At 39.5% G+C, this 24,145-nt stretch carries 18 protein-coding genes; 11 read left to right on the forward strand and 7 right to left on the reverse strand.

The genetic code is table 11. From position 1 onward, the window contains the following. Positions 1-75: 75 nt before the first annotated feature. From ACFSR6_RS04090 to cysM, 4 genes are all read left to right on the forward strand, one after another. The gene (locus ACFSR6_RS04090; protein ID WP_379075311.1) at positions 76-2,682 is read left to right on the forward strand and encodes a DUF7133 domain-containing protein; all 2,607 of its coding nucleotides are present in this window, start codon (positions 76-78) and stop codon (positions 2,680-2,682) included. A 139-nt stretch (positions 2,683-2,821) separates the two neighbouring features. Next, positions 2,822-4,603 (forward strand): heparinase II/III domain-containing protein, encoded by a 1,782-nt coding sequence (locus tag ACFSR6_RS04095; protein ID WP_379075314.1) that lies wholly within the window; start codon positions 2,822-2,824, stop codon positions 4,601-4,603. 219 nt (positions 4,604-4,822) lie between these two features. Further along, positions 4,823-5,635, forward strand: coding sequence for a serine O-acetyltransferase EpsC (epsC, locus tag ACFSR6_RS04100; protein ID WP_379075316.1), 813 nt, complete (start codon positions 4,823-4,825; stop codon positions 5,633-5,635). 12 nt (positions 5,636-5,647) lie between these two features. Beyond that, positions 5,648-6,520 (forward strand): cysteine synthase CysM, encoded by an 873-nt coding sequence (cysM, locus tag ACFSR6_RS04105; RefSeq protein ID WP_379075319.1) that lies wholly within the window; start codon positions 5,648-5,650, stop codon positions 6,518-6,520. A gap of 10 nt (positions 6,521-6,530) precedes the next feature. On the opposite strand, the gene ACFSR6_RS04110 is transcribed toward cysM, so the two are convergent. The 3 genes from ACFSR6_RS04110 to ACFSR6_RS04120 all read right to left on the reverse strand — a co-directional run bounded on the left by ACFSR6_RS04110 (position 6,531) and on the right by ACFSR6_RS04120 (position 9,383). Beyond that, positions 6,531-6,920 (reverse strand): response regulator transcription factor, encoded by a 390-nt coding sequence (locus ACFSR6_RS04110; RefSeq protein WP_379075322.1) that lies wholly within the window; start codon positions 6,918-6,920, stop codon positions 6,531-6,533. Positions 6,921-6,933: 13 nt separating this feature from the next. Further along, a complete protein-coding gene (locus ACFSR6_RS04115) occupies positions 6,934-7,251 on the reverse strand; it encodes a hypothetical protein (protein WP_379075325.1) in 318 nt (105 codons plus the stop codon). A 545-nt stretch (positions 7,252-7,796) separates the two neighbouring features. Next, positions 7,797-9,383: a 7TM-DISM domain-containing protein gene (locus ACFSR6_RS04120; RefSeq protein ID WP_379075327.1), complete on the reverse strand. Its 1,587-nt coding sequence runs from the start codon at positions 9,381-9,383 to the stop codon at positions 7,797-7,799. A gap of 154 nt (positions 9,384-9,537) precedes the next feature. Here ACFSR6_RS04120 and ACFSR6_RS04125 point away from each other — a divergent pair, with 154 nt between their 5' ends. From ACFSR6_RS04125 to ACFSR6_RS04155, 7 genes are all read left to right on the forward strand, one after another. Further along, the gene (locus ACFSR6_RS04125) at positions 9,538-11,142 is read left to right on the forward strand and encodes a Na+/H+ antiporter (RefSeq protein WP_379075330.1); all 1,605 of its coding nucleotides are present in this window, start codon (positions 9,538-9,540) and stop codon (positions 11,140-11,142) included. A 125-nt stretch (positions 11,143-11,267) separates the two neighbouring features. Then, positions 11,268-12,551, forward strand: a complete 1,284-nt coding sequence (locus ACFSR6_RS04130) for an ATP-binding protein (RefSeq protein ID WP_379075333.1) — start codon at positions 11,268-11,270, stop codon at positions 12,549-12,551. A 169-nt stretch (positions 12,552-12,720) separates the two neighbouring features. Next, on the forward strand, positions 12,721-13,482 hold the full coding sequence (pxpB, locus tag ACFSR6_RS04135) for a 5-oxoprolinase subunit PxpB (RefSeq protein ID WP_379075336.1): 762 nt from the start codon (positions 12,721-12,723) through the stop codon (positions 13,480-13,482). Next, positions 13,463-14,461 (forward strand): 5-oxoprolinase subunit C family protein, encoded by a 999-nt coding sequence (locus ACFSR6_RS04140; RefSeq protein WP_379075338.1) that lies wholly within the window; start codon positions 13,463-13,465, stop codon positions 14,459-14,461. The genes pxpB and ACFSR6_RS04140 overlap by 20 nt, the downstream gene beginning before the upstream one ends. Before the next feature lie 2 nt (positions 14,462-14,463). Further along, positions 14,464-15,219, forward strand: coding sequence for a 5-oxoprolinase subunit PxpA (locus ACFSR6_RS04145; protein WP_379075341.1), 756 nt, complete (start codon positions 14,464-14,466; stop codon positions 15,217-15,219). Further along, a complete protein-coding gene (locus tag ACFSR6_RS04150; RefSeq protein ID WP_379075344.1) occupies positions 15,216-16,400 on the forward strand; it encodes an NRAMP family divalent metal transporter in 1,185 nt (394 codons plus the stop codon). The genes ACFSR6_RS04145 and ACFSR6_RS04150 overlap by 4 nt, the downstream gene beginning before the upstream one ends. An 11-nt stretch (positions 16,401-16,411) precedes the next feature. Beyond that, the gene (locus ACFSR6_RS04155) at positions 16,412-18,973 is read left to right on the forward strand and encodes a M1 family aminopeptidase (RefSeq protein WP_379075346.1); all 2,562 of its coding nucleotides are present in this window, start codon (positions 16,412-16,414) and stop codon (positions 18,971-18,973) included. A 255-nt stretch (positions 18,974-19,228) separates the two neighbouring features. On the opposite strand, the gene ACFSR6_RS04160 is transcribed toward ACFSR6_RS04155, so the two are convergent. The 4 genes from ACFSR6_RS04160 to pta form a co-directional block, all read right to left on the reverse strand. After that, positions 19,229-19,363 (reverse strand): hypothetical protein, encoded by a 135-nt coding sequence (locus ACFSR6_RS04160; RefSeq protein ID WP_255524619.1) that lies wholly within the window; start codon positions 19,361-19,363, stop codon positions 19,229-19,231. A gap of 135 nt (positions 19,364-19,498) precedes the next feature. After that, complete coding sequence (locus ACFSR6_RS04165) at positions 19,499-20,572, reverse strand: aminotransferase class V-fold PLP-dependent enzyme (protein WP_379075349.1); 1,074 nt, start codon at positions 20,570-20,572, stop codon at positions 19,499-19,501. Between the two features lie 44 nt (positions 20,573-20,616). Beyond that, positions 20,617-21,813 (reverse strand): acetate/propionate family kinase, encoded by a 1,197-nt coding sequence (locus tag ACFSR6_RS04170; protein WP_379075352.1) that lies wholly within the window; start codon positions 21,811-21,813, stop codon positions 20,617-20,619. 2 nt (positions 21,814-21,815) lie between these two features. After that, complete coding sequence (pta, locus tag ACFSR6_RS04175) at positions 21,816-23,903, reverse strand: phosphate acetyltransferase (RefSeq protein ID WP_379075355.1); 2,088 nt, start codon at positions 23,901-23,903, stop codon at positions 21,816-21,818. Between the last annotated feature and the right edge of the window lie 242 nt (positions 23,904-24,145).

The following is a 24,145-nucleotide window of genomic DNA, read 5'->3' on the forward strand; positions in this document are numbered from 1 at the left end:
AAATTGTGGCATTGGGAGAGTTATATTTTTTTGTAAGTTTACCGACACAACCAACCAAGAAACAATAACACACAAATGATCAAATTTTCTCTTAGCTTAATTTCTTTCGCTTTGTTCTTTTTTGGAATAAAAAGCTTTTTTTACGAACCAAAGGTACAGCCTGTACCACCATCAGAATTAACCATAACCAACTTTGCAGGTCCCGATGTTACACCCAGCCCCGCTTGTCTGGCAGTTGCCCCTACAGGTGAGGTGTATGTAGGTGTTGATATGATCGGCTCGCTGGGTAAAGAGCCGGGCAAAGGCCATATTCTTAAACTCATTGATAAAGACAATGATGGTAAAATGGATGAACATATCGATTTTGCTGAGGTGGATAATCCCCGTGGTATCATTGTACAGGGAAGCCAGGTATTTGTATTACATACTACTTTTTCAAAAGAAACTAAGCAGGCCACAGGCATGAATTTAGTTGTTTTCGAAGATAAAGATGGCGATGGAAAAGCCGATGGTCCTGAAAAACCACTTATTGAACACATTAGTAATGCAAAATATATCCGCGAGCGCGGTACCGACCATGCCACCAATGGTATCAGGATGGGGATCGACGGGTGGATTTACATCTCTGTTGGAGATTTTGGTTTTCACGATGCAGTAGATCGCTCAGGTAAAAAACTTACCATGTTGGGTGGTGGTATTTTGCGTGTACGCCCCGATGGAACAGAGATGGAGGTTTTTACCCATGGCACACGTAATGTATACGATGTAGCCATTGATCCGTATATGAATGTTTTTACCAGGGAAAATACCAACGATGGCGGGGGATGGAACGTTCGCTTTTCGCATCATATCCAATCTGGAGAATATGGTTACCCAGTTTTATTCCAGAATTTTACTGACGAAATTATTCCGGCACTGGCAGATTTAGGTGGCGGATCGGGAACAGGCGCCTTATTTATGGATGAGCCGAACTGGCCTGAAAAATATAACCACGTACCCATGATGGCCGATTGGGGCAGAAGTATGCTTTATATCCACAGGGTTACAACCGATGGGCCAACTTTTACGCAAAAAGACGAAGAGTTTATCAAACTTGCACAGATTACCGATCTGGATGTAGATGGATCAGGAAGGCTTTATCTTTCGGCCTGGGATGGTGCAGGTTATTCAGGAAGCCCAGATAAAGGTTATATCGTTCGCGCTGTACCTAACAACTGGACTTATAAAGCTTTTCCGGATGTTAAGAAACTTTCCATTAAAAAGTTAACAGAACTGTTAAAGTCAAACAGTGCAGTGGCGCGTTTAAATGCTTCGCAGGAACTGGTTTCGCGGAATAATAAACAGGCAATCGAAGCCGCTTTAAAAACTGCTGCCGACCAAAGTTTAGCACTGGATGTGCGTGTTGCTGGCCTGTATACTTATGCACAGCTGACCAAAGAAAACGGTATTGAAACTTTAATCGGATTTACGAAAGATAGTGCATTAAAAGAGTTTGCTTTAAAAGCACTTGCCGACCGTAAAACCTACATTGATAAGGTACCTGTTGAACCATTTTTAGAGGGGCTAAAAGATGCTTCACCGCGTGTTCATGCCGCTTCGATTATTGGTTTAAACCGTTTAGGCAGGCCGGAAGTTGCCAATGCACTTTTACAAACCAAAGTTCCGGCTTCATTTGTAGCGCCTGCAAAAGGTACAGAAGGACCCCATGCCACACCAAATTCAGCCATTATTTTGCCGCACCTTGCAGTACGCGCTTTAGTTGAGCTTAATGCTGTTGATGCGCTACTCGCTGCCCTTAAAACTGAAAATTCAACTCTTGCACTTTGGGCGTTGCGTTACATGCATGACGAAAAAGTGGTTAATGGTTTAATTGCCAATTACAAACAATCAACAGATGAGAAATTGAAGCAACAGATCCTGGTTACCTTAGGGCGTTTGTATAAAAAAGAAATCGCCTATGATGCTTCATGGTGGTGGGGTACACGGCCTGATTCTCATGGTCCGTATTTCAAGGCTGTTTCATGGGAAGGTTCTCCTGTTATTGAGAAATTTCTGAAAGAGGAGGCTGCAAAAGCCGGGGCACAGGGAAAACAATTTTACGTGGATTTAAATTCCCGTCAAAGGATGGATATTCCCGAATTTGCCGAAGAAGAAAAAACTGCCACAGCCGAAGAGCCTAAAATTGATTTGGAGAAAATTAAAAACAAAAAAGGACAGGTTGGTAAATCGTCAATAGAAGATGTGCTTTTGGCCATCAATAAATTACAGGGCGATCCATTAAAGGGAAGAAATATCTTTAATAACCAGGGTTGTATTGCCTGCCACAGCTTAAGCAAAACAGAAAAAATGAAGGGGCCGTTTATGGGGCAAATTGGTTCGATCATGAACCGCGAACAAATTGCTGAATCGATTTTAAAACCTAGTGCCTCTATATCTCAGGGCTTTGCCACTGTAATGATTACCGCAAAGGGCGATCGGACTTATATGGGCTTTATTACCGAAGAAACTGCAGCTAAAATAGTTATGCGCAATATTGCCGGTGAAGTTTTTACCATTAAAACAGGCGATATTTTATCACGTAAAGAAATGGAAAACTCTATGATGCCTGAAGGCTTGGCCAATTCATTGTCTTACGAAGAGCTGGCTTCATTGGTTTCTTTCTTGTCTGAACAGAAAAAATAGTTCCCAGTACTTAAACTTGATAAGGATGATACGGCTTATTAAAAAAAATCAACTTGTCACTATTATATGTACCAGTATAACCTTGTTTTGCTCAACGCTTGCAGTTGGGCAAAACAAGGAAATTGATTCAACTTTTAAGATGCCTCCGCATCCCCGGTTATTGATAAGCCATGACCTTGAAGAACAGATCTCGGAAAACATAAAGCGCGATGCAAAGTTTAAACAGATCCATCAAGCCATACTATCAGGAGCAGATGATGTTTTAAACAAACCTGTATTGGAACGGGTGATGATCGGTAAACGTTTACTGGATGTATCAAGAGAAGCACTTAAAAGGATTTATTACCTCTCTTATGCTTTTAGGTTCAGCCATGATAAAAAATATGCTGCCAGGGCAGAAAAAGAAATGCTTGCCGTATCTGGCTTTAAAGACTGGAACCCCAGTCATTTTCTTGATGTGGGTGAAATGACAATGGCTTTGTCAATAGGTTACGATTGGTTATATCAGGATTTAGCCCAATCAACCCGAAATACAGTTGCCCTTGCCATTCTCGAAAAGGGAATTCAGCCTTCAACCGATAACAAATACAATAACTGGTTAAATGTTACCAACAATTGGAATCAGGTATGCAATACAGGGATTTCATTTGGGGCAATAGCTACTTTTGAAGAACACACGGGCTTGTCTGCCAAAATTGTTAACCGGGCAATAAAAAGTGTAACCTTACCGATGAAACAATACGCCCCTGACGGCGCATACCCCGAGGGTTATGGGTACTGGGAGTATGGTACCACTTTTAATGTGATGTTTATTAGTGCGTTGGAAGGAATTTTTCATCAGGATTTCGGTTTAAGTGCCCAGCCTGGTTTTCTTAAAACAGCTGATTATCTGGATAATATGATGGCGCCTTCGGGCAAGCCATTTAACTATTCTGACTGTGGGACCAATGCTGATTTTAATCCTGCGCTTTTTTGGTTTGCATCAAAATTGAACGATCCTCATTTACTCTGGATAACCCAGAAACAACTTGATGAGCAAATGCGATTAAAGAATAGGTTATTGCCATCGGCAATGATTTGGGGGGCAAAACTATCACTAAGTAACATTCAGCCTGAAAATGCTAAATTTTGGATCGGAAATGGTCCAAATCCGGTTGCTTTAATGAGAAGTTCGTGGACCGATCCCCTGGCTACTTTTGTAGGCTTTAAAGGTGGTTCGCCATCAGTTAGTCATGGCCATATGGATGCAGGGTCTTTCATCATGGAATCGCAAGGTGTACGATGGGCAATGGATTTTGGGATGCAGGATTACGAATCGCTCGAATCAAAGGGTATTAACCTTTGGGACAGTAAACAAAATTCACAGCGCTGGAAAATATTCCGTTATAATAATCTTGCACACAATACCCTTTCAATTGACAGTACTTTGCAGAATGTTAAGGGAAATGCCACTTTTGTCAGTAGTTCTGATGATAACCGGTTTATGAATGCTGTTGCCGATCTTAGCACCTTATATACCGATAAATTAAAAAAATCAATTCGGGGGGTAGCCCTGGTTGATCAGACTATGGTACTAATCCGGGATGAAATAACGGTAGGAGATACGGATGTTACACTCCGGTGGTCGATGGTTACACCTGCAACGGCACAAATTATTGACAGGCATACTATCGAGTTAAGTTATAAAAATAAAAAATGTTACCTCTCGGTAGATGCTGAAAGTGAAGTTAAACTAAAAACCTGGTCAACTGATCCGGGTACCTCTTATGATGCTAAGAATCCTGGAACTTCTATTGTAGGATTCGAAGTAAAACTCAAAGCCAATAGCAAACAGGCCATATCCGTTTTTCTGGACGCCGGGAATCCTCCACAAAAAAGCTTTTCGGCTAAACCAATAGCCGGCTGGCCCAAAAATAAATAAGCGTAATCGCCGACGTATTTCAATGCTGCGTGCTGAAGCTTAATATTATCTGTAATTCTTTTTAAGAGGATATTCATCAATATTTTATTGTTATCGTTAGGCAATATTTATCAATAAAATTGCACTGGTTGTTTCGGTTTAAAAAAACAAAACTTACATTTAGCGATTAAATCTATATACCTAGTCGATGAGCAGATCGGGCAGGTATGACCACCAGTTATGGAAGACCATTTTTTTGAACAAATTATCAGGAATCCTCTTGAACAACCAAATATTCCATCCAATGAAACGGTATCGCTTTGGGCCGAAAAGTTAATTCAGGTACTTTTTCAGGAAAATTCCCCTAGGGTATTTTTAACAATTGCAGAAGTAAAGGAATATATAGCTTTTTTGGAGCTTGAGCTTTATGATATTATATCAGCCAGTTGCAAACTTAAGAATAACGAATGTAAAAATGCTGCTGGTCAGTTTTTTGAAAAGCTACCCGAACTATACCGGGTCTTAAACACCGATATCGTAGCCATTTATGAAGGCGATCCGGCGGCACAGAGCAGGTATGAAGTAATCAGGACTTATCCAGGTTTTTATGCTATCTGTTTTTACAGGATTGCTCACATGCTGTATAATTTCGGAATACCGCTTATCCCGAGAATACTTACCGAATATGCCCATTCTAAAACTGGCATTGATATCCATCCGGCAGCCAGTATTGGGGAATACTTCTATATAGACCATGGAACCGGGATTGTTATCGGCGAAACCAGCACAATTGGACGTTATGTAAAATTATACCAGGGGGTAACACTAGGTGCATTGAGTGTTAAGAAAACACTAGCCGGCAGCAAACGCCATCCAACGGTAGAAGACCGGGTTGTGATTTACTCTGGTGCGACGATATTGGGTGGCGAAACCGTTATTGGACATGATAGTATTGTTGGTGGTAACGTGTGGCTTACCGAAAGTATACCAGCTTTTTCAACAGCTTACCATTCGCCAGTAATTAACATTAGAAACCACAAGGAAACGAATTAAATACATTAAAATATGGCAGGGATAATAGATCTGATCGGGAATACACCAATGGCTGAACTTCAAAAGCTGAATATTAATCCAGCTGTGCGGATATTTGCCAAATTAGAGGGAAACAACCCGGGCGGCAGTGTTAAAGATAGAGCATCGCTCAACATGATCCGAAGTGCAATAGAGCGTGGTGAAATAACTCCGGGAACCAAATTGGTGGAAGCAACAAGTGGTAACACCGGAATTGCATTGGCCATGATTGCAGGTTTATTTAATCTGGAAATCGAACTGGTTATGCCAGCCAACTCAACGCGCGAACGTAAAGTAACGATGGAAGCTTTTGGTGCAAAGGTTACCTTGCTGGAAAGTATAGAGGAATGCCGCGATTATGCAGAAGAAAAAGGCACTTCAAAAGGGTATTTTTTGTTAAATCAATTTGCTAATCCGGATAATTACATGGCCCATTATAAAACAACCGGCCCGGAAATATGGAGAGATACGGATGGGCAGATTACCCATTTTGTAAGTGCTATGGGAACAACAGGGACCATTATGGGCTGTTCGAGATTTTTCAAGGAAAAAAATAACAATATTCAGATTGTAGGCTGCCAGCCTACAGAAGGTTCGTCCATTCCAGGTATCAGGCGCTGGCCTGAAGAGTACCTGCCAAAAATATTTGATCCGTTACGGGTAGACCGGATCATTGATATTGCACAGGAAGATTCAACCTTAATGTCGAGAAGATTGGCTAAAGAAGAAGGTTTATTTGCCGGCATGAGCTCTGGCGGTGCCTGCGCTGCTGCTCTGAAACTCGCCGGCGAATTGGATAAGGGAACCATTGTTTTTATCGCCTGCGATCGGGGTGATCGCTACCTAAGCAGCGATCTTTTTGGTTGAGCAAAAATTATCAATCTTGTTGGGCCTTTTTTGATAAAAGCATCCGAACCTTTTGGGTAATGGCATCCATTGCAAAGGGTTTTGCTATATAATCATCCCAATGTGTTCTGTAATAAACGCTATTATTAATGCCATTGCGTGCCGACATGAGTAAAATAGGAATGGATCCATGCACAGATAACTTTAACTCTGTACATATCGCCCTTCCATCAGTCATGCCAAGCAAAGTATCGATTAAAATAATATCAGGTTGGAAGGCAGCAATTTTGGCATGTAAATCTATCGCATCGGAAAGATTCATCGTAATATAGCCTTCAAATTCGAAGATCATCTTTATGGCATCAAGCGTTGCAGGGTGATCTTCGATAATTAATATTTTTGGTTGGGATAGTGAGAACATTTTTTATTAGCAATTAAGGATAGCTAAGGTTAGCTTTACTTCGTTTTTTTAACAACAGATCAAGTACATTCGCATCTTTTCTGGTGAGGCTGTCGAGGGAGTTGCGTAGGCTATGATTTACCAGGCTTAAATTGGTAAACATCGTTCTCAGTGTTTCATTTTCATCTTTGAGCTTTAAAAGTTCATTAGCGATGTCGCCAAAATCTCTAATCCAGCCGTCAAAGCAATTCTTATCAATTTCTAATGCAGTATAAATTTCCTCGGGTTCTCTACCGTTATAAAATTCTTGTATGCTGCCAATAATTATAGCAGGGGTGTTATTCGTTTTCATGCTTGGTTTTGCGAATGCTGTTGTGCAGAAGGGTATATCGCCCATTGTCTAGACCTCCTGCGACACAGCATTTTATTTTTAAATATTTTCTTTAAATAATTGGGGACAAAGAATAGCGTACTACGGTCTATCAAAGTTTTGTCCGGGTAGTAATGGCTCAGCTTTAAATGTTTGGATTTAAGGCAGGAAATAAAATGTGATTGTTGTTCGTTTCATTATATATCATTTTTGATCAATTATCATTTTAAATAAGCCATGCCGTCAGGCGTGTAACAAATCATCCCGGAAAAGACCGTTTCTGTCGACATGGCTAAAATGTAAGTACAAATCAGACAAAAGCATTAAGCTTGTTTGTTTAAATAACGGTATCGCACCGCTTGCACTCTAATGCTTATATGCAAAGAGGGTGCGGCAGGTTGATTTTGATAATACGCATTTCTACGCATGAATTCACAAGTGTTTGTAATAAAGCCTGTTGTGTTGTTTATGCAATTTATTTGTTAACTTATCGCTCAAAAAAATCAGTGACTTCTTTTGTATATTATTTAGGACGTTTTAGCGATCGCCGACATCCAGGTATGCACATTTGTTTCGCTGTCTATTCCAAGTTTCTTGCGGATTCTATATTTTCTGCTTTCTACGGCACGTACACTGAGCTTACAGGCCCTGGCAATTTCTTTAGTGTCAAAATTTAACCTGATGTAAGCGCAAAGCATTAATTCTGCAGGTAGCAATTGAGGTGAGATTTGACGAAGTTTTTCGATAAAAACCGGTTCAGCTTCACAAAACTTCTTCATAAATGATGGGTCTCCGGCGCGTGCAAGTTCGATCAGTGCTTTTAAAGAAATCGGTTCACTTACTTTTTCTTTTTTTGCATCAAGTTGTTTACGATAACCCTCTACCTGTTCTTGAAGCAGGATACGTTGTCTCCGAAAATGTGCGTTATGCCTCGTTAGCAACCTCAGCCGTTGCCCGTAAAGGCCAAGGCTGATGAGTATGCCTTCAATTATTCCTGCTAAAGAGAGTAAGCTATAACTATATGACTGAAAAGGAATAACCCTCGATAAACAAAAAACAAGGTAAATGGAAGCAATGGCTACCGGAATCCATCCCAGTACGTAACACCAGATGAGGGGATTGTTTTTGGCATATCCGCGAACGATAATCACTTTAACACTGCTAAACAGAAAAAGCAATGAGGTTAATAAAAATAAAACGTGGGTGAGTATATTCGTGAGGATTCTGGCGTCCCATAAAGAGCAGATCAGGATTAACCCCCATCCAACCATTAAAGCCTTGAAGAATTTATTGAGTTGAGGAAGTTGACGCTTAAGCTTTAAAAAATAACTGTTAAACAAAATCGTTGAAAGGTAACCCACTGCAATAAAAAAATGGGCATGCACCAGAATAAACCTGGCTATTGGCAGGCCGAGCAATAATCCATAGCCCTGAAGGTAACATACCATTACGATGAAATAAAGCAAAATGATCCGCGCTATATAAAGTGCGAAGAGTTTACTCCGGGTAACAGCAAACATAAAAACATGGAAAATAACAATCATCAATGCAATTCCTATATAAATAGGCTGCACGCTATTCGCTTTAAATAAACCGTGGTTTAATACCGATTCGGTAACAAGCTTTACGGGTACAAGTAAAGTGTTCATTGCCCTCAGCCTTATATACACTTCGCCAATAGGTGTTTTTACTTGCCTTAAAGGAAATACAAAACCGGTACCCAGAATGTTATCATTCTCTTTCAGGTTAAACATACCAGCGTTAATCTGGTTTATCTTTCCGTTTTCATCACGGTAAAATACGTTGATGGTGTCGATATTGGCGTAATCGATAAAAAGATAGGGCGTGGTTTGATTGTTCTTTGTAAAACGGAATTTCATCCACCACACTTTTCCACTTGATCCGCCATTAAAAATTGCTGATTTACCTTTCGAAAAACGGTCTGCCTTAAATTGTTCTACCTTTTCAAAAGACGTTGTTTTGAGCGTGTCCTGCCAAAAATATCCTGCTTTACCAACGTTAACAAAACTTTGTTTTTCTACCTGAATTAAGGGTTGAGCTACGCAAAGGCCACCTTCTAATACGAAGGCGATAAGAATAAAAATGGTCTTCATTAATTAACCAATGTAAAAAAGCTGGGATGACTTATTACAAAGTAGAAATTATAGTTTTATAATAGAAAATCCAAATTTTATATGAAAAAAGAATGCAATCTTCATGACTTGGCATTCGCTTCAAATTTGTATTTTAGATCAAGCCCGAAATTATATGCACCAACTGATTATACAATACGCTTTCTTGCTTGCAATTATTCTGTTTGTAGTAATGCTGGCACAGAAAATCCGTGTGGCATATCCTATTTTGTTGGTAATTGCGGGTTTAGCATTAAGTTTTTTGCCTATACTCCGCAATATTGAGATTGAACCAGAACTCATTTTTGTAATCTTTTTACCGCCATTGTTATACGAAGCTGCATGGAATACTTCCTGGAAAGACTTCTGGAAGTGGCGCAGAGTGATCAGCAGTTTTGCTTTTCCAATTGTTATTCTTACTTCTAGTATTGTTGCTTTAATCTCCCGAAGTTTAATTCCAGGCTTTACATGGGCGCTTGGTTTTCTGCTAGGTGGTATTATTTCTCCACCAGATGCGGTATCGGCATCAGCTATACTTAAAAGTGTTAAAGTGCCCAAAAGGCTTACCACAATTATAGAAGGCGAAAGTTTACTAAACGATGCATCCAGTTTAGTGGTCTTCCGCTTTGCATTAGCTGCAGTAATGACGGGAAGTTTTGTATTTAGTAAGGCTGCCGGCAATTTTGTGCTGGTTATTGTAATGGGTATTTTAATAGGGATAGCGGTAGCTCTAGTTTTTTATGCTTTGCACCGATGGTTGCCCACCACTACAAATATTGATATTATTCTTACTTTTTTAACGCCTTATGTAATGTACATCACCGCAGAGGAATTTGGGTTTTCCGGTGTTTTGGCTGTAGTAAGTGGTGGTCTGTTTCTTTCTGCCCGAAGAGACCAAATTCTTACCCATCGAAGCCGCTTGCAGGGTATAAATGTTTGGGAAGCCGTAGCTTTTGTACTAAATGGCTTTGTTTTTTTGTTAATTGGCTTAGAATTTCCAGTAATTATTCGTGGTTTGGGTACTGACGGTCTTTGGCCAGCCATCCGTTACAGTGCTATCATTTGCTTTGTTTTAATCGTAACAAGGTTCGCGAGCACCTATGGTGCGCTGTATTTTACGCGTTTCATTAGCCGTTTTATCACTACTGCCGACCCCAATCCAAATTTGAAAGCTCCTTTACTTTTCGGCTGGGCGGGAATGAGGGGAGTGGTTTCTTTAGCTGCAGCGCTTTCTATTCCGATAGCTTTAAAATCAGGTGAAGCTTTTCCTCAGCATAACTTAATCCTGTTTATCACTTTCAGTGTGATATTGGTTACTTTGGTTTTACAAGGCCTGACATTACCTGCTTTAATAAAATGGGTAGACATGCCTGATCCCGATTATACTGTTTCTTTCGAACAGCAAAAACAAATGGTAAGAAAGAAATTATCTATGCTATCGCTTAAAATCCTGGATGAAAAATACCACGAAGCTTTATTGCATAACGATATGATCAGGTCGATAAAAATCCGTCTTGAAGCAGAAATGGAATTATTGAGAGATTGGGAAAAAGAAGAGAATATTTCAAGGTCTGAAGGCTTTTATCACGACTATCGCGTCGCACTTGAAGATATTATGGCCGAACAGCGTATTTTACTGAAAGGATTAAATAAAAAAGAGCAGATTAATGATGAATTGATCAGAGAACAGCTAGAGCTGCTCGATCTTGAAGAAGAAAAACTTCGCAGGCATTTTTCATAGAGGTGTATAAATACTCTTTTAGCGCACTAAAAACTGGCTAATTTATTTTGTGTGTATAACTCAGTATAAGTAACATCCTAAATGATTAAAATATAATGATATATTTGCTAATTAATTTAGTAATCATGTCAGTAAAAGTTAATATCACTTCGAAAGGAATACAAAAGGTACTTAAAAATTACAATGAAAAACAGGCTATAGCTGAGTATATTTGGAACGGGTTTGATGCCAATGCCAATACGGTTCGTGTAGATTATGTGACTAACCCACTTGGCCTTTTAGCGCAGTTAACTATTGCTGATAATGGTTATGGAATTAATTTCGACCGTCTACAACAAAAATTCGATCCGTTTTTCGAATCCGAAAAATCCATTCAGATCGTTACGCCAAAGCATACCTCTAAAATGCACGGCCGTAATGGGGTGGGGCGGCTTACCTTTTTTACCTTTGCACACGATGCGGTTTGGCATACCACTTACCAATCAGAAAAACGCTTCCGTCATGGCGAAATATACATTAATACGGGTGGATTAAACAGTTATAGCTACGATTTTTCCACTGTTCCGAGCAATACCGGTGAAACCGGAACAAGTGTTTCTTTTACTAATTTAAAGATCAGCCAACAAGATATAGAAGAAACAGTAATTCCCTTTTTGATAAACGAATTCTGCTGGTTTATAGAATTAAACAAACACAAAAATTACTCGATTATTGTAAATGGAGTAGCATTAGATTTTAGCAGCAATGTTAAAACCATAGAAGAATTTAGTCTTTTTTATCCCGATACCGCTGTTACTTTTAAGATTAAATATGTTCACTGGAAAGAGAACCTGCACAAAGAACTGTCTAAATACTATTTTTTGGCCGGTGGGGAAGAAATTTATAAAGATTACACCACTTTAAATAAAAAGAGCGACGATTATTTCCACAGCGTTTATATCGATAGTGATTTTTTCCGTGACTTCGATTTTAAGAGTTTCGAAAATGAAGGACAGGTGGCCATATTTGGTGCCGCTAAATCTTCGGCAGAGTACCGTTTTCTAATTAAAGCCTTAACAGAATATCTTAAAAGTAAACGTAAGCCTTTTTTAAAAGAATATGCTAACCGCCTGATTGAAACTTATGAAGAGGATGAGATATTTCCGGTTTATGCTACGGAAAGAGAAAAAGAATTAAGAAAACCCGTGTTGGTTGATTTAATTAAGGTATTATATGAAGTGGAACCTAAATTATTTAGTAATTTAAATACCGATCAGAAGAAAACTTTTGTGCGCTTGATCGATCTTTTAATGCACTCTAACCTGCGCGATGAAATTTTTGAAATGTTCAACGGCATGATCGAATTAGAAGCTGAGGAGCGGGATGAGTTATCGAAATTAATAAAAGGCCCTGAAGAGGCAAAAAAATAGACTGATATTAATCAGTAATTTAGTAATTTGTGGCTGATAAAATAGTATTGTATGACCTATTATCGAAATCTTTGCGATTTCAGGATTATATAGTCATTTTTATAGCAATGGTTTAGTTGTTATGTACGCCCTATGATGATCACTTATTATTAAATCTTACCGTTTTTGTATGAATGAGCAGGTAGGGTCTTTTGGAATGAACATTCCCATAAAAATTTACGGGTTAAGTGAAAAATCAATTACAATAACATTCGGAACAGCGATTGAAAACGATTTGCTTGACCTGATTACCGATTTTAATCAATTGCTGTTGCAAGATCCTTTTGCTGGTTTAATAACCACCGTTCCGGCCTACACTACGCTGACTGTTTTTTTTGATCCATTAAGTGTTATGCTATCCGATCTTCCTGGCGAAGGTTGTTTCGAAAAGGTATCGGCTTATGTACATAAGATTGCACAGGTTAAAAGAGAAAAATCTAAAGTAACAGCAAATGAAGTGATTATTCCGGTATGTTACGGAGGCGATTTAGGCCGCGATCTTTTAACAGTAGCCAGAACGTGTAACCTTAGCGAAGCTGAGGTAATGGATATGCATACGGCCGGACAATATACCGTTTTTATGATCGGATTTGTACCAGGTTTTGCCTATATGGGTGGAATGGATGCCAGATTATCAACTCCCAGAAAGGAGATTCCCAATGCTAAAATCCCTGCCGGATCGGTCGGTATTGCAGGCAACCAAACCGGTATCTATCCCATGGAAACACCGGGTGGATGGCAGATTATTGGAAGAACACCGTTAAAAATGTTTGATGTAAACCGTTCGCAGCCGTCGCTTTTAAAGGGAGGCGATAGGGTTACTTTTAAAGCCATTGATATAAAAGAGTTTAATGCCATGTTGAAATATGAGTATGAAAATCAGCATCATTAAACCGGGTTTGTTAAGTACCGTTCAGGATATGGGGCGGTATAGGTATCTTTCGCAAGCTGTACCTGTTTCTGGGGCCATGGATGAGCTGGCTCACCGTTTAGCCAATAAAGCCATTGGAAACGATGATCATGATGCTACTATCGAATTTACCTATGCCGATGCATCATTTAAAGCAGAAACAACAATTTTGATTTCTTATTCTGGCGATGGTGCTTTTTTGCTTTACAATAATGACGTAATGCCCGCAGAAAAGCCCTTGTTATTTTTGGCAGGCTCTGTTATAACATTGATTAATAACCCCGTGGGGATGCGTACCTATTTGGCTATTGCCGGTGGATGGGATGTACCTGAGGTAATGGAAAGTAAAAGTACCTATCTTACTGCCGCTTTTGGAGGTTTTAAGGGAAGGGCATTACAAAAAGGAGATATTTTGGTTAGTGGCGACTTGCTTAGCGAAGTATCAAATCGAATATTGAATCAGTTGATCGAACGGTCGTTGACTTATCCAAACTGGCGTATTTCGCGCGAAAGTTTATTAACGGTGAAAAGGCAAGAGCTTAGGGTTGTTCTGGCCAATGAAATCAGTTGGTTCGACGCGCCATCCATCATTTCGTTTTTAACCAATACCTATACCATTGATTTAAAGAGTAACCGTATGGGCTATCATTTATCCGGAAAGCCATTGGTAAGGAAGGTTAAAAAAGAATTGCTCAGTACAGCAGTAACACCAGGGGTTATTCAGGTAACGGGGAGTGGCGATTTGGTTATACTCTTGGCCGACTGTCAGACAACGGGCGGCTACCCGCGTATTGCTCATGTTGCAGCAGTAGATTTGCCTTTATGTGCACAGCTCAAACCTGGCGATGTAATTCAATTTTCTGAAATTTCGAGAGATGAGGCAGAAGAACTTTACCTTGAGCGTGAACACGATTTATTGTTGATTAGCATGGCAATAAGCCTTAAATATATTAAAACATGAAAATGATCGATCTTAATTGTGATATGGGAGAAGCATTTGGGAATTATACCATGCCCAATGATGAAAAACTGATGGACTATATTTCATCAGCTAATATTGCCTGTGGCTTTCATGCCGGCGATCCTGCTGTCATGCAGCAAACTGTGGCTTTAGCTTTAAAAAAAGGAGTAGCCATTGGTGCGCACCCGGGTTTGCCAGATTTACAAGGTTTTGGTCGTAGAGAAATGAAAATTACCCCAAACGAAGCTTATCAGCTTACTTTATACCAGATTGGCGCATTAAGCGGTTTTGTAAAAGCTGCCGGCAGTAAGTTGCATCACGTTAAAGCCCACGGCGCATTATACAATATGGCCGCAAAGGATTCGGCTTTGGCTAAAGCTATTGTACAGGCCGTTTCTGATTTCGACCCTGGTTTAATTTTATACGCCTTAGCAGGAAGCAAGATGATAGATGAAGCTGAAAAAAAAGGGCTTGCAACCGCATCAGAAGTTTTTGCCGATCGCAGCTACCAGGATGATGGTTTACTCACCCCACGATCTGCAGACAACGCCTTGATTGCCAGAGAAGAAGAGGCTATTGACCAGGTACTGAGATTTGCCTTAAAGCAGGAAGTAAGAACCGTAAATGGGAACCACATTCGGGTTAAGGCCGAAACGGTTTGTTTGCATGGCGACGGCGAGCACGCCGTTGCTTTTGCCAGATTAATAACCGAAAGGCTGCAAAAAGAAGGTATTGTAATTAAAGCCCCGGCAATATGAAAGCAAAATATAACTGGAGTGTACTTTTAGGAGCTGCATTTTTAATGGCTTCATCGGCCATTGGTCCGGGATTTTTAACACAAACAGCAGTTTTTACTCAACAGTTGGGGGCAAGCTTTGCGTTTGTGATATTGTTATCCATCATATTGGATGCCATTGCACAGTTAAATATCTGGCGGATTATTGAAGTTGCAGATCAACCTGCACAAGACATTGCCAATAAGGTATTTCCGGGCCTGGGTTACTTTATTTCTTTCCTGGTTTTTTTAGGTGGGCTGGCCTTCAATATTGGAAATATTGCCGGCGCTGGCCTGGGCTTAAATGTATTATTTGGCATCAGTGTAGGGCAGGGCGCAGTAATAAGTGCCATTATGGCCATCGGAATCTTTATTTACAAAGAGGCTGGCAAAGCGATGGATGTTTTTGCCAAAACCATGGGGCTCATTAAAATTATTCTTGCCTTGGTTATCGCCTACACCAGCTCGCCGCCATTGGCAGAAGCGGCACTAAGGGCTGTAAACCCTACACAGTTCAGTTTTACGGCAGTATTAACCATAGTTGGAGGCACAGTTGGTGGTTATATTACGTTTTCGGGCGCCCATCGCTTATTGGATGCCAGGCAAACCGGAATACAGAATTTACCCGCTGTAAATAAAGGGGCATTAAGTGCCATCGGACTTGCATCTATTATGCGTTTGTTGTTATTTATTGCCGCTTTAGGAGTAGTAAGTAAAGGTTTTACTTTAGATCCAGCTAATCCGGCGGCTTCGGTTTTTAAACTGGCCAGCGGCGAAATAGGTTATAAGATTTTCGGGGTAGTGATATGGGCTGCAGGGATTTCTTCGGTTGTGGGATCGGCATATACTTCCATCTCTTTTATCAAAAGCTTTCATCCGCTCATATTAAAGTTTAACAGAGAGATTATCATTGCTTTTATATCTATTTCCTGTATTATTTTTATTCTTATCGGTAAACCTGTTAAAATACTACTTGCCGTAGGCGCCATAAATGGTTTTATTTTGCCTATTGCACTAGGTATTATGCTTATTGCTGCCTATAAAACCAAAATTATCGCAAGTTATAAACAACCGTTTTGGTTAACCTTAACGGGCTTAGCTGTCGTATTAACGATGGTTTGGATGAGTTATGGTACGATTATACAAATGATAAACGGGGAATAAATTTTTATAAAATGAATACGATTACCAAATACTTTTGCTTTTTGCAACTATTGAGTGCAACCTGTTTTGCGCAGCAGGGTACAAATCCCGTAACCATTGAACCTGGAGTTTCTCTTACCCTGGCAAACTCCAGAAGCGCAGCCATAAGTAATATTCAATACCGGCTTCATTTTACTGTACCTGAAGTGCAAACAGCAGCAATTTTAGCTTCTGAAAGTATTGATTTTAAGGTGAATAACGTAATTGAATTACAGATAGACTTTAAACAAAATGCAGATCACATAAAACAGGTATCGGTTAATGGAAAAGCTATACCAATTGATTTTAGGGCAGAACATATTTTAGTGAGGCCAGAGTATTTAAAGAAAGGATATAACCATGTCGAAATTGAATTTATAGCAGGTAACGAATCACTAAACAGAAATAAGGATTTTTTATATGCACTTTTTGTTCCTGATCATGCCAGAACAGTATTCCCATGTTTTGACCAACCAGATTTAAAAGCTAACTTTTTACTTTCATTAACCGTTCCAACTGATTGGAAAGTAATGGCTAATGCTGTTAAAAAAGATTCATTGGTACAAGGTACTTCCATTACCTATCATTTTAATAATTCGGATAAATTACCCACCTATTTGTTCTCTTTTACGGCTGGGAAATACACCCTGATAAACCGGGAAATGAAAAACAATAAGATGGAGTTTCTTCACCGTGAAACCGATTCTGCTAAAATAAAGTTCAGCGTAGATTCTGTTTTTCTTGCACACCGCGATGCTATCGATTTTTTGGAAGATTGGACAGCGATAAAATACCCTTTTCAGAAAATAGGCTTTGTGAGCATTCCTGATTTTCAGTTTGGTGGCATGGAACATCCTGGTGAGGTACAATACAAAGCATCGTCGTTGTTTTTAGATCAGGGGGCTACTAAAGACCAGTTTATTTCGCGTTCGAATCTGATTTCACACGAAACGGCACACATGTGGTTTGGCGATCTGGTTACCATGAAATGGTTTAACGATGTTTGGATGAAAGAGGTTTTTGCCAATTTTATGGCCGATAAGGTAACCGAAAAATTAATGGGTAAAAACACCTTCGATCTTAAATTTTTACAAGACCACTATCCGGCAGCGTATGGGGTGGATAGAACCTTAGGGGCTAACCCTATTCGACAGCAATTGGATAATTTACAGGAAGCGGGATCGATGTATGGAAATATAATTTACCATAAAGCCCCAATTATGATGCGTCAATTGGAATTATTAATGGGCAAGCAAAATTTTCAACAGGGAATAAGGGAATATTTGAAAAAGTACAGCTATGGCAACGCCACCTGGAACGACCTGATTGCCATTTTAAGTAAATATACCAAAAGTGATCTCCTAAGCTGGAATAAGGTTTGGGTAAATGAACCTGGAAGGCCGGTTTTTAGTTATAATATTGATTATGACAAAGATAAAATAAGCAGTTTAAGCATTAGCCAAAACAGTGAGATGGGAGAGGCCCGTGTATGGCCACAGTCTTTTACCGTTAAGTTGGTTTACCCAACATATAGCAAGCTTTTGGTTGTAAATACCAGCACTGCTAAAACAGATTTAATGGAAGCAAAAGGACTTCCAAAACCGCAGTATATTTTATTTAATGCAAATGGGGCAGGTTATGGTCTTTTCCCTGTTGATAAGGAAGTGATGGCAAATCTTTATCATATTACTGAACCATTAGAACGGGCTGCTGCCTATATCAATACCTACGAAAATATGCTATCGGGCAAAAGCAATAAAACTGAAGAGCTTTTAACCGTATTTTTAAAGGGGCTGGCAGTTGAGAAAAACGAAATGAACCTCAGGCTCATTGTAGGTTATCTGGCAAATATTTACTGGACTTTTCTTACTACTGAAGAACGCCATACCATGCATGAAAGCGTTGAGAAAACGATATGGAGTGCAATGGAACAACAGCAAACACAAAATAACAAGAAAATTTTGTTTAATACCTATCAAAATGTATATCTGAGTGCCGGAGCCGGAAAGCGCATGTATGATATCTGGCTTAAGCAAATTGCACCTGATGGAATTAAATTGTTGGAAGATGATTACAGTGCGCTGGCTTTAACACTGGCACTTAAAACAGATACGGTCAATACCATCTTAAAAGAGCAGTTGGCACGAACCAAAAATGAAGACCGTAAAAACCGGTTGATTTATTTAATGCCTGCATTATCTTTAGACGTTAAGGAAAGAGATCATTTCTTTGATGGTTTGAAGGAGCGGAAAAACCGCCAAAAAGAAGCATGGGTAACCACAGCTTTATCTTATCTGCATCACCCCATCAGGCAAAAAACATCTGTTCGTTACCTGAAAGAGAGTTTAGACCTGCTGGCAGAAATACAGAAAACAGGGGATATATTTTTCCCACAATCGTGGCTGGCCGCTATCTTCTCGAATTATAACAGCAAAGAAGCCAATGCAGTGGTACAGGATTTTTTAAAATCCCATCCAGGATACAATCAAAAACTGAAAAATAAGATTTTGCAAACTACGGATAACCTTGCGCGTGCACAGAAGATCATGCACTGAACGTAACTAAATTTGTTACATGCAGGTTTGAAAAGAATTTATACTTTTGTCGCGAGAGCGTTAATTTAGATTTGAAAAGGGTAAGCATTAAGTTGTTTGCCCTTTTCTTTTTTAAATCATTGTAACCATCATGCTTAACTTGTTTAAGCATCCCTATGATGAGCTCACCAATGCCAGGTTCAGTGCAACGGTATGGTGCGAAACGGGTTTACATTTATACCCCGCATTAAAAAATTGGAGCTAACAATCGGCCTTCTAATTAAAAGATTCGGTTTCGTTATTGAGGTCATCCAATAAACCATTCAATAAAATTTCTCTTTTATCTTCAATAGAAATATCGTCCTGGATATAAACGGTTAGGTTTGTGTTTTCTGTGGCTTGGGTGTACATACTAGATTGGGCTGATTTATGTTTATCAATTAATTGTCTAAAACTATTTAACGTCTCTTTTTAGATATAGTTTGTAACTTTTTTAATTGTTGGCTTAAATCAATCGTTTTATGCTTGTATCACCCTGAAAATAGATTACCTGTGCTTATCCAAAACCTGTAATAAATAATTTAAGTCTTCTTCTGTATTATAATAATGAAAAGAAATCCTTGTGCCAGTTCCCCGTGGTGAACAAAGTATTTTGGCGGCGGAAAGTTTATCTACTGTATTTTGGTTCAAGGGCATACTCACAATCGTTGATTGATACTTTCTGTCAAGCGTCCAGTCAGGTACTAACCCTCTTGAGTTTAACTCCAATCTTGCCTGATTACTTAGCTTTTGCGTAGTTTTTTCAATCTGATCAAAGCCGACCGAATCAAGGTAATTTAAACTTTCATTTAATGTGCCGAAATTTAAAGTATCCAGATGTCCAGGTTCGAAACACATCGATAAATGATCTTTTCCTTTTAAAAAAGGTGCTGTAGGTAGGTCAGCCAATTTGTTTTTTGCATATATAACATCTTTCATCTGATCGGAAAGAAAGGCGTATCCGTTTCCATATCCTGCTAGAAGCCATTTGTATCCACTGCCAATCAATGCATCTAAACCTGATTTTTCAAAATTAAAGGCAGTAGTACCCAAAAACTGGGTACCATCTCCAACCAATAACAGGCTAGGGTAGGTTGTTTTTAGTTGCTGGATAAAATCATCGTCCATCCTGAAACCACTAATATACTGCACCATGCTAAATGCCAGTATGGTCGGTTTAAATTTCTCAATGGCATGAATGATTTTCTCCTCCAGTTTTTCATCAATTTTGATGCTGTAATAATCGAAACCCATGCTGATTACCGGGTAACTTACCGATGGATATTCTTCTTCTAAAAGCAAAAAACGATGACTTTTATCCAGTCCGTTCAATAAAATATTATAGCCCACTGAAAAATTCTGAACGAGATAGGTGTTTTCTGGTTTTGAGCCAAAAAGTGTCGTTATATTGTTCTTGAGATCGGTAATGAGGGGCAGGTTTTCCATTCTGAAAATGCTTCCGTCTGCAATAAATGCTTGGTCATGTTGCGCTCGCCACTCAGCCAGATTAGTCGATAAAATGCCTGAATTGGCAGTATTGAGGTAGGTATATTCTTTGAGGATCGGGAAAGATAGGTTCATATTCAAATTTAAAGGAATTCTGCACTAAAAAAATAATTCAGATGTCAAGTTAAGAGCCCAAAACATTGATGCGCTATTTCATATTCTTCATTAGTCGGAATAACCAATATCTTAACCTTTGAATCTGTCGTGTTAATCTCTTTTAGTTCGCCTTTATAATCGGTATTACGAGTTGGATCCAATTCAATACCCAGGTAACTGAGTTCTGAACATACAGCTTCACGCATGTTGCTGTCGTTTTCGCCAACACCTGCAGTAAATATAATGGCGTCAATACCGTTCAAAACAGCCGCATAGGCACCAATAAATTTCCTGATCCTGTAAGCATATAGTTTAATAGCCAAAGCTGCAGCTGTATCGCCTTCGTTTACCATTTTTCTGATGTCGCGCATATCGCTAGAGCCACCCACACCCAAAAGTCCTGACTGTTTGTTAACCAGGGTACTCAGCTGTTCTAAGGTATATCCGGAATGCTCCATTAAATGAAAAATAACCGACGGATCGATATCTCCTGAACGCGTACCCATCATTAACCCGCTTAAAGGGCCAAAACCCATACTGGTATCTATCGATCTGCCATTTTTAATTGCCGTTATACTGCAGCCGTTACCTAAGTGAATGCTGATTATTTTGCTGTCTTTTTTATCAAGCCAGTTAATGGCCTGTTCGCTTACATATTTATGGCTGGTTCCGTGAAACCCATATACCCGGATGCTGTATTCTTTATAGTACCACTCAGGAATGGCATAACGATAAGCCTGTTCTGGTATGGTTTGATGAAAAGCTGTATCAAATACTGCAATTTGTTTAGCTGTTACGAAAGTTTGCTCAGCCACTTCGATACACTTATAATTAACAGGATTATGCAATGGGGCAAGAGAAAATAGCCTTTTGATCTGATGCTTTACCTCGTCAGTAATAATTGTAGGACCAGAGAAACGCTCGCCACCATGTACTACGCGGTGACCAACCGCTGCAATATCATCCGGACTTGCAATTACAGCGTATTCTCCCTGGGTTAATAATGCTAATACCTGTTTTAGTGCTTCACCATGATTGGATATAAAACCGGTTTCTTCTATGCTGTATTTTTCGTTATGGATATAAACGGTATGTTTTATAAAAGAGCCTTCAATGCCAATCCGCTCTGCCAATCCGCTGCAAATGGGATTTTTTTCGGGCATTTTAAAAAGCTGGTATTTTAAAGAGCTGCTTCCCGAATTGATTACTAAAATGTTCATATTTAAATGTCTTGACATTGGATTGCTGTAATGACAACGGTGTTAAAAATATCATCTACTGTACAACCCCTGCTCAAATCGTTTATTGGTTTGTTTAAGCCTTGTAACATCGGGCCTATGGCCAAAGCACCGGTTTCGCGTTGCACGGCTTTGTATGTGTTGTTTCCTGTGTTTAAATCGGGGAAGATCAGTACGCTTGCCCTGCCAGCCACCTCCGATCCCGGTAATTTCTGTTTACCTACTAATGGATCTACTGCAGCATCATACTGTATCGGTCCTTCAATTTTTAATTCCGGATGCCTGGCTTTAACTATGGCAGTTGCTTCCCTTACACGTTCTACATCTTCACCTTCGCCTGATGTGCCGGAAGAATAAGACAACATGGCTATACGCGGCTCAATACCAAATTTGGCACTGCTTTCAGCAGAAGAAATTGCAATTTCTGCCAATTGCTGGGCAGTAGGATTGGGGTTAACCGCACAATCGCCGAATATGGCTACACGCTCGGGCAGGCACATAAAAAAGATAGAAGAAACTACCGATACCCCAGGCTTGGTTTTTACAAACTGCAGGGCCGGCCTGATGGTATGTTGAGTAGTATGTACTGCACCAGAAACCATTCCGTCGGCATCGCCTTTGTAAACCATCATTGTTCCGAAATAGGAAACATCTGTCATCATATCCCTCGCCATTTCCATATTCACGTTTTTAGCTTTACGCAGCTCATACAGGGTTTCTACATAATCGTTATATTGTGTTGATTGTTTAGGATCATGTATTCTTATAGCATTAAGATCTAAACTTAGCCCAAGTCTTTTTACACTGCCGGTAATTTCAACTGGGTCTCCCAAAAGGGTAATGTCTACAATATCCTGTGCAATAAGTTTTTCAACTGCTTTCAGGATGCGTTCATCATTTCCTTCAGGTAATACAATGTGTTTTTTATCACGTTTGGCCCATTTAACCAGCTGGTATTGGAACATATGCGGTGTAATACCCTGGTAACTAAAGGTTATAATTTTATCATCAAGTGCTTTTATATCTACGTACTTTTCAAAAAGTTCTATGGCCAGGGCAATTTTCTTTTTGTTTTCAATTGTAATTTTCGAATGGATACCTCCAATGGTTGTAGTGGTTTCGAAAGTTCCTTTTTGTACGGCAATAATCGGGATAATGGTCTGCAAACCTTCAATCAGTTTAATAATCGGTTCATCAGGTAAGCTCCCTGCAGTTAAAACAATGCCTGCAATTTTCGGGTAACTGGCTGATAAATTGGCCTGGAGTGCACCAATAATAATGTCTCCACGATCGCCTGGGGTAACAATCAGCACGTTATCTTTTATGTGCCTTAAAAAATTAGGCAGCATCATGGCGCCGGTTACAAAATTATCAACCTGGTTATCCATCAGTTCAGTACCAAATAGCACTTCGCCACCAAGTGCCAATGTAATTTCTTTCATTGTCGGGCTTTGAAGGCCTGTTTCAGTCGGAATCACAGCAATAAGTAATTCAGCTGGCAATTGATTGGTCAAAGCTTGCTTAATCCGTTCGGCTTCCTCCGGATTTACCATATTGGCTACTACACCCAACACCTGTACATCACGCAACAGGAAGTTTCGGTAGATATTGATGGCTGATTTAAAAAGCTGACTTGCTGTTTTATTTTTTCCTGACACTACGATTAAAACAGGAGCCCCCAGGTTTTTGGCCATGAGTGCATTCGATTCGAACTCAAATGCCATACCTTCACCTAAAAAATCACTTCCCTCAATTACGGTAAAATCATAGTTGTCTTCGAGTTTTTTGTACTTGCTGATAATGGTATTGATAATCGCGCCACTATCATCAGATTGATGCAGTATTTCTTGCCGGGTAAAGGCGAAAGCATCCTCATAGTTAACAGGCAGCGAAAAATAATCCAGCATGGCTTCCACATGCTCATCTTTTTTATCCTGGTCGTCTTGCGCAATAATGGGTTTAAAATAACCCACTTTTTGGGTTTTTGCCAATAGCATATTGATCATCCCGAATGCAATTACTGATTTTCCAGTGTAAGGTTCGGCCGAAGCAATAAATATATTTTTAGTCATAAATAAGGATCAATGTAGAGAAATAACCAATTATGCTCAATATAGTTGGAAATATTTACTTTAAAAACTAAAGCAGGTTAAGTTTTTATTTCTCGACTAAAAAACCTGAATCTGATGGTTCTTTGCGAATAAATTGGATACTAAACGGTGTAAGTTTAGTGCATTGTGTTTATAAATCAATACAATAAAAGGGGGAAGGTTTTTAGTAACTGATCGCCGCGAATTGCCATCAGTTGCTCTAT

The organism is Pedobacter vanadiisoli, from assembly GCF_042684385.1.
Classification (GTDB): domain Bacteria; phylum Bacteroidota; class Bacteroidia; order Sphingobacteriales; family Sphingobacteriaceae; genus Pedobacter; species Pedobacter vanadiisoli.

What these genes read in the sequence shown, in the direction of transcription:
- ACFSR6_RS04130 (WP_379075333.1), top strand. Translation starts at nt 11,268, where the DNA reads ATGTCAGTAAAAGTTAATATCACTTCGAAAGGAATACAAAAGGTACTT.
- ACFSR6_RS04160 (WP_255524619.1), bottom strand. Translation starts at nt 19,363, where the DNA reads ATGTACACCCAAGCCACAGAAAACACAAACCTAACCGTTTATATCCAG.
- ACFSR6_RS04145 (WP_379075341.1), top strand. Translation starts at nt 14,464, where the DNA reads ATGATCGATCTTAATTGTGATATGGGAGAAGCATTTGGGAATTATACC.
- ACFSR6_RS04150 (WP_379075344.1), top strand. Translation starts at nt 15,216, where the DNA reads ATGAAAGCAAAATATAACTGGAGTGTACTTTTAGGAGCTGCATTTTTA.
- ACFSR6_RS04095 (WP_379075314.1), top strand. Translation starts at nt 2,822, where the DNA reads ATGCCTCCGCATCCCCGGTTATTGATAAGCCATGACCTTGAAGAACAG.
- pxpB (WP_379075336.1), top strand. Translation starts at nt 12,721, where the DNA reads ATGAATGAGCAGGTAGGGTCTTTTGGAATGAACATTCCCATAAAAATT.
- ACFSR6_RS04110 (WP_379075322.1), bottom strand. Translation starts at nt 6,920, where the DNA reads ATGTTCTCACTATCCCAACCAAAAATATTAATTATCGAAGATCACCCT.
- ACFSR6_RS04120 (WP_379075327.1), bottom strand. Translation starts at nt 9,383, where the DNA reads ATGAAGACCATTTTTATTCTTATCGCCTTCGTATTAGAAGGTGGCCTT.
- cysM (WP_379075319.1), top strand. Translation starts at nt 5,648, where the DNA reads ATGGCAGGGATAATAGATCTGATCGGGAATACACCAATGGCTGAACTT.
- ACFSR6_RS04165 (WP_379075349.1), bottom strand. Translation starts at nt 20,572, where the DNA reads ATGAACCTATCTTTCCCGATCCTCAAAGAATATACCTACCTCAATACT.
- ACFSR6_RS04090 (WP_379075311.1), top strand. Translation starts at nt 76, where the DNA reads ATGATCAAATTTTCTCTTAGCTTAATTTCTTTCGCTTTGTTCTTTTTT.
- pta (WP_379075355.1), bottom strand. Translation starts at nt 23,903, where the DNA reads ATGACTAAAAATATATTTATTGCTTCGGCCGAACCTTACACTGGAAAA.
- ACFSR6_RS04170 (WP_379075352.1), bottom strand. Translation starts at nt 21,813, where the DNA reads ATGAACATTTTAGTAATCAATTCGGGAAGCAGCTCTTTAAAATACCAG.
- ACFSR6_RS04115 (WP_379075325.1), bottom strand. Translation starts at nt 7,251, where the DNA reads ATGAAAACGAATAACACCCCTGCTATAATTATTGGCAGCATACAAGAA.
- ACFSR6_RS04155 (WP_379075346.1), top strand. Translation starts at nt 16,412, where the DNA reads ATGAATACGATTACCAAATACTTTTGCTTTTTGCAACTATTGAGTGCA.
- ACFSR6_RS04125 (WP_379075330.1), top strand. Translation starts at nt 9,538, where the DNA reads ATGCACCAACTGATTATACAATACGCTTTCTTGCTTGCAATTATTCTG.
- ACFSR6_RS04140 (WP_379075338.1), top strand. Translation starts at nt 13,463, where the DNA reads ATGAAAATCAGCATCATTAAACCGGGTTTGTTAAGTACCGTTCAGGAT.
- epsC (WP_379075316.1), top strand. Translation starts at nt 4,823, where the DNA reads ATGGAAGACCATTTTTTTGAACAAATTATCAGGAATCCTCTTGAACAA.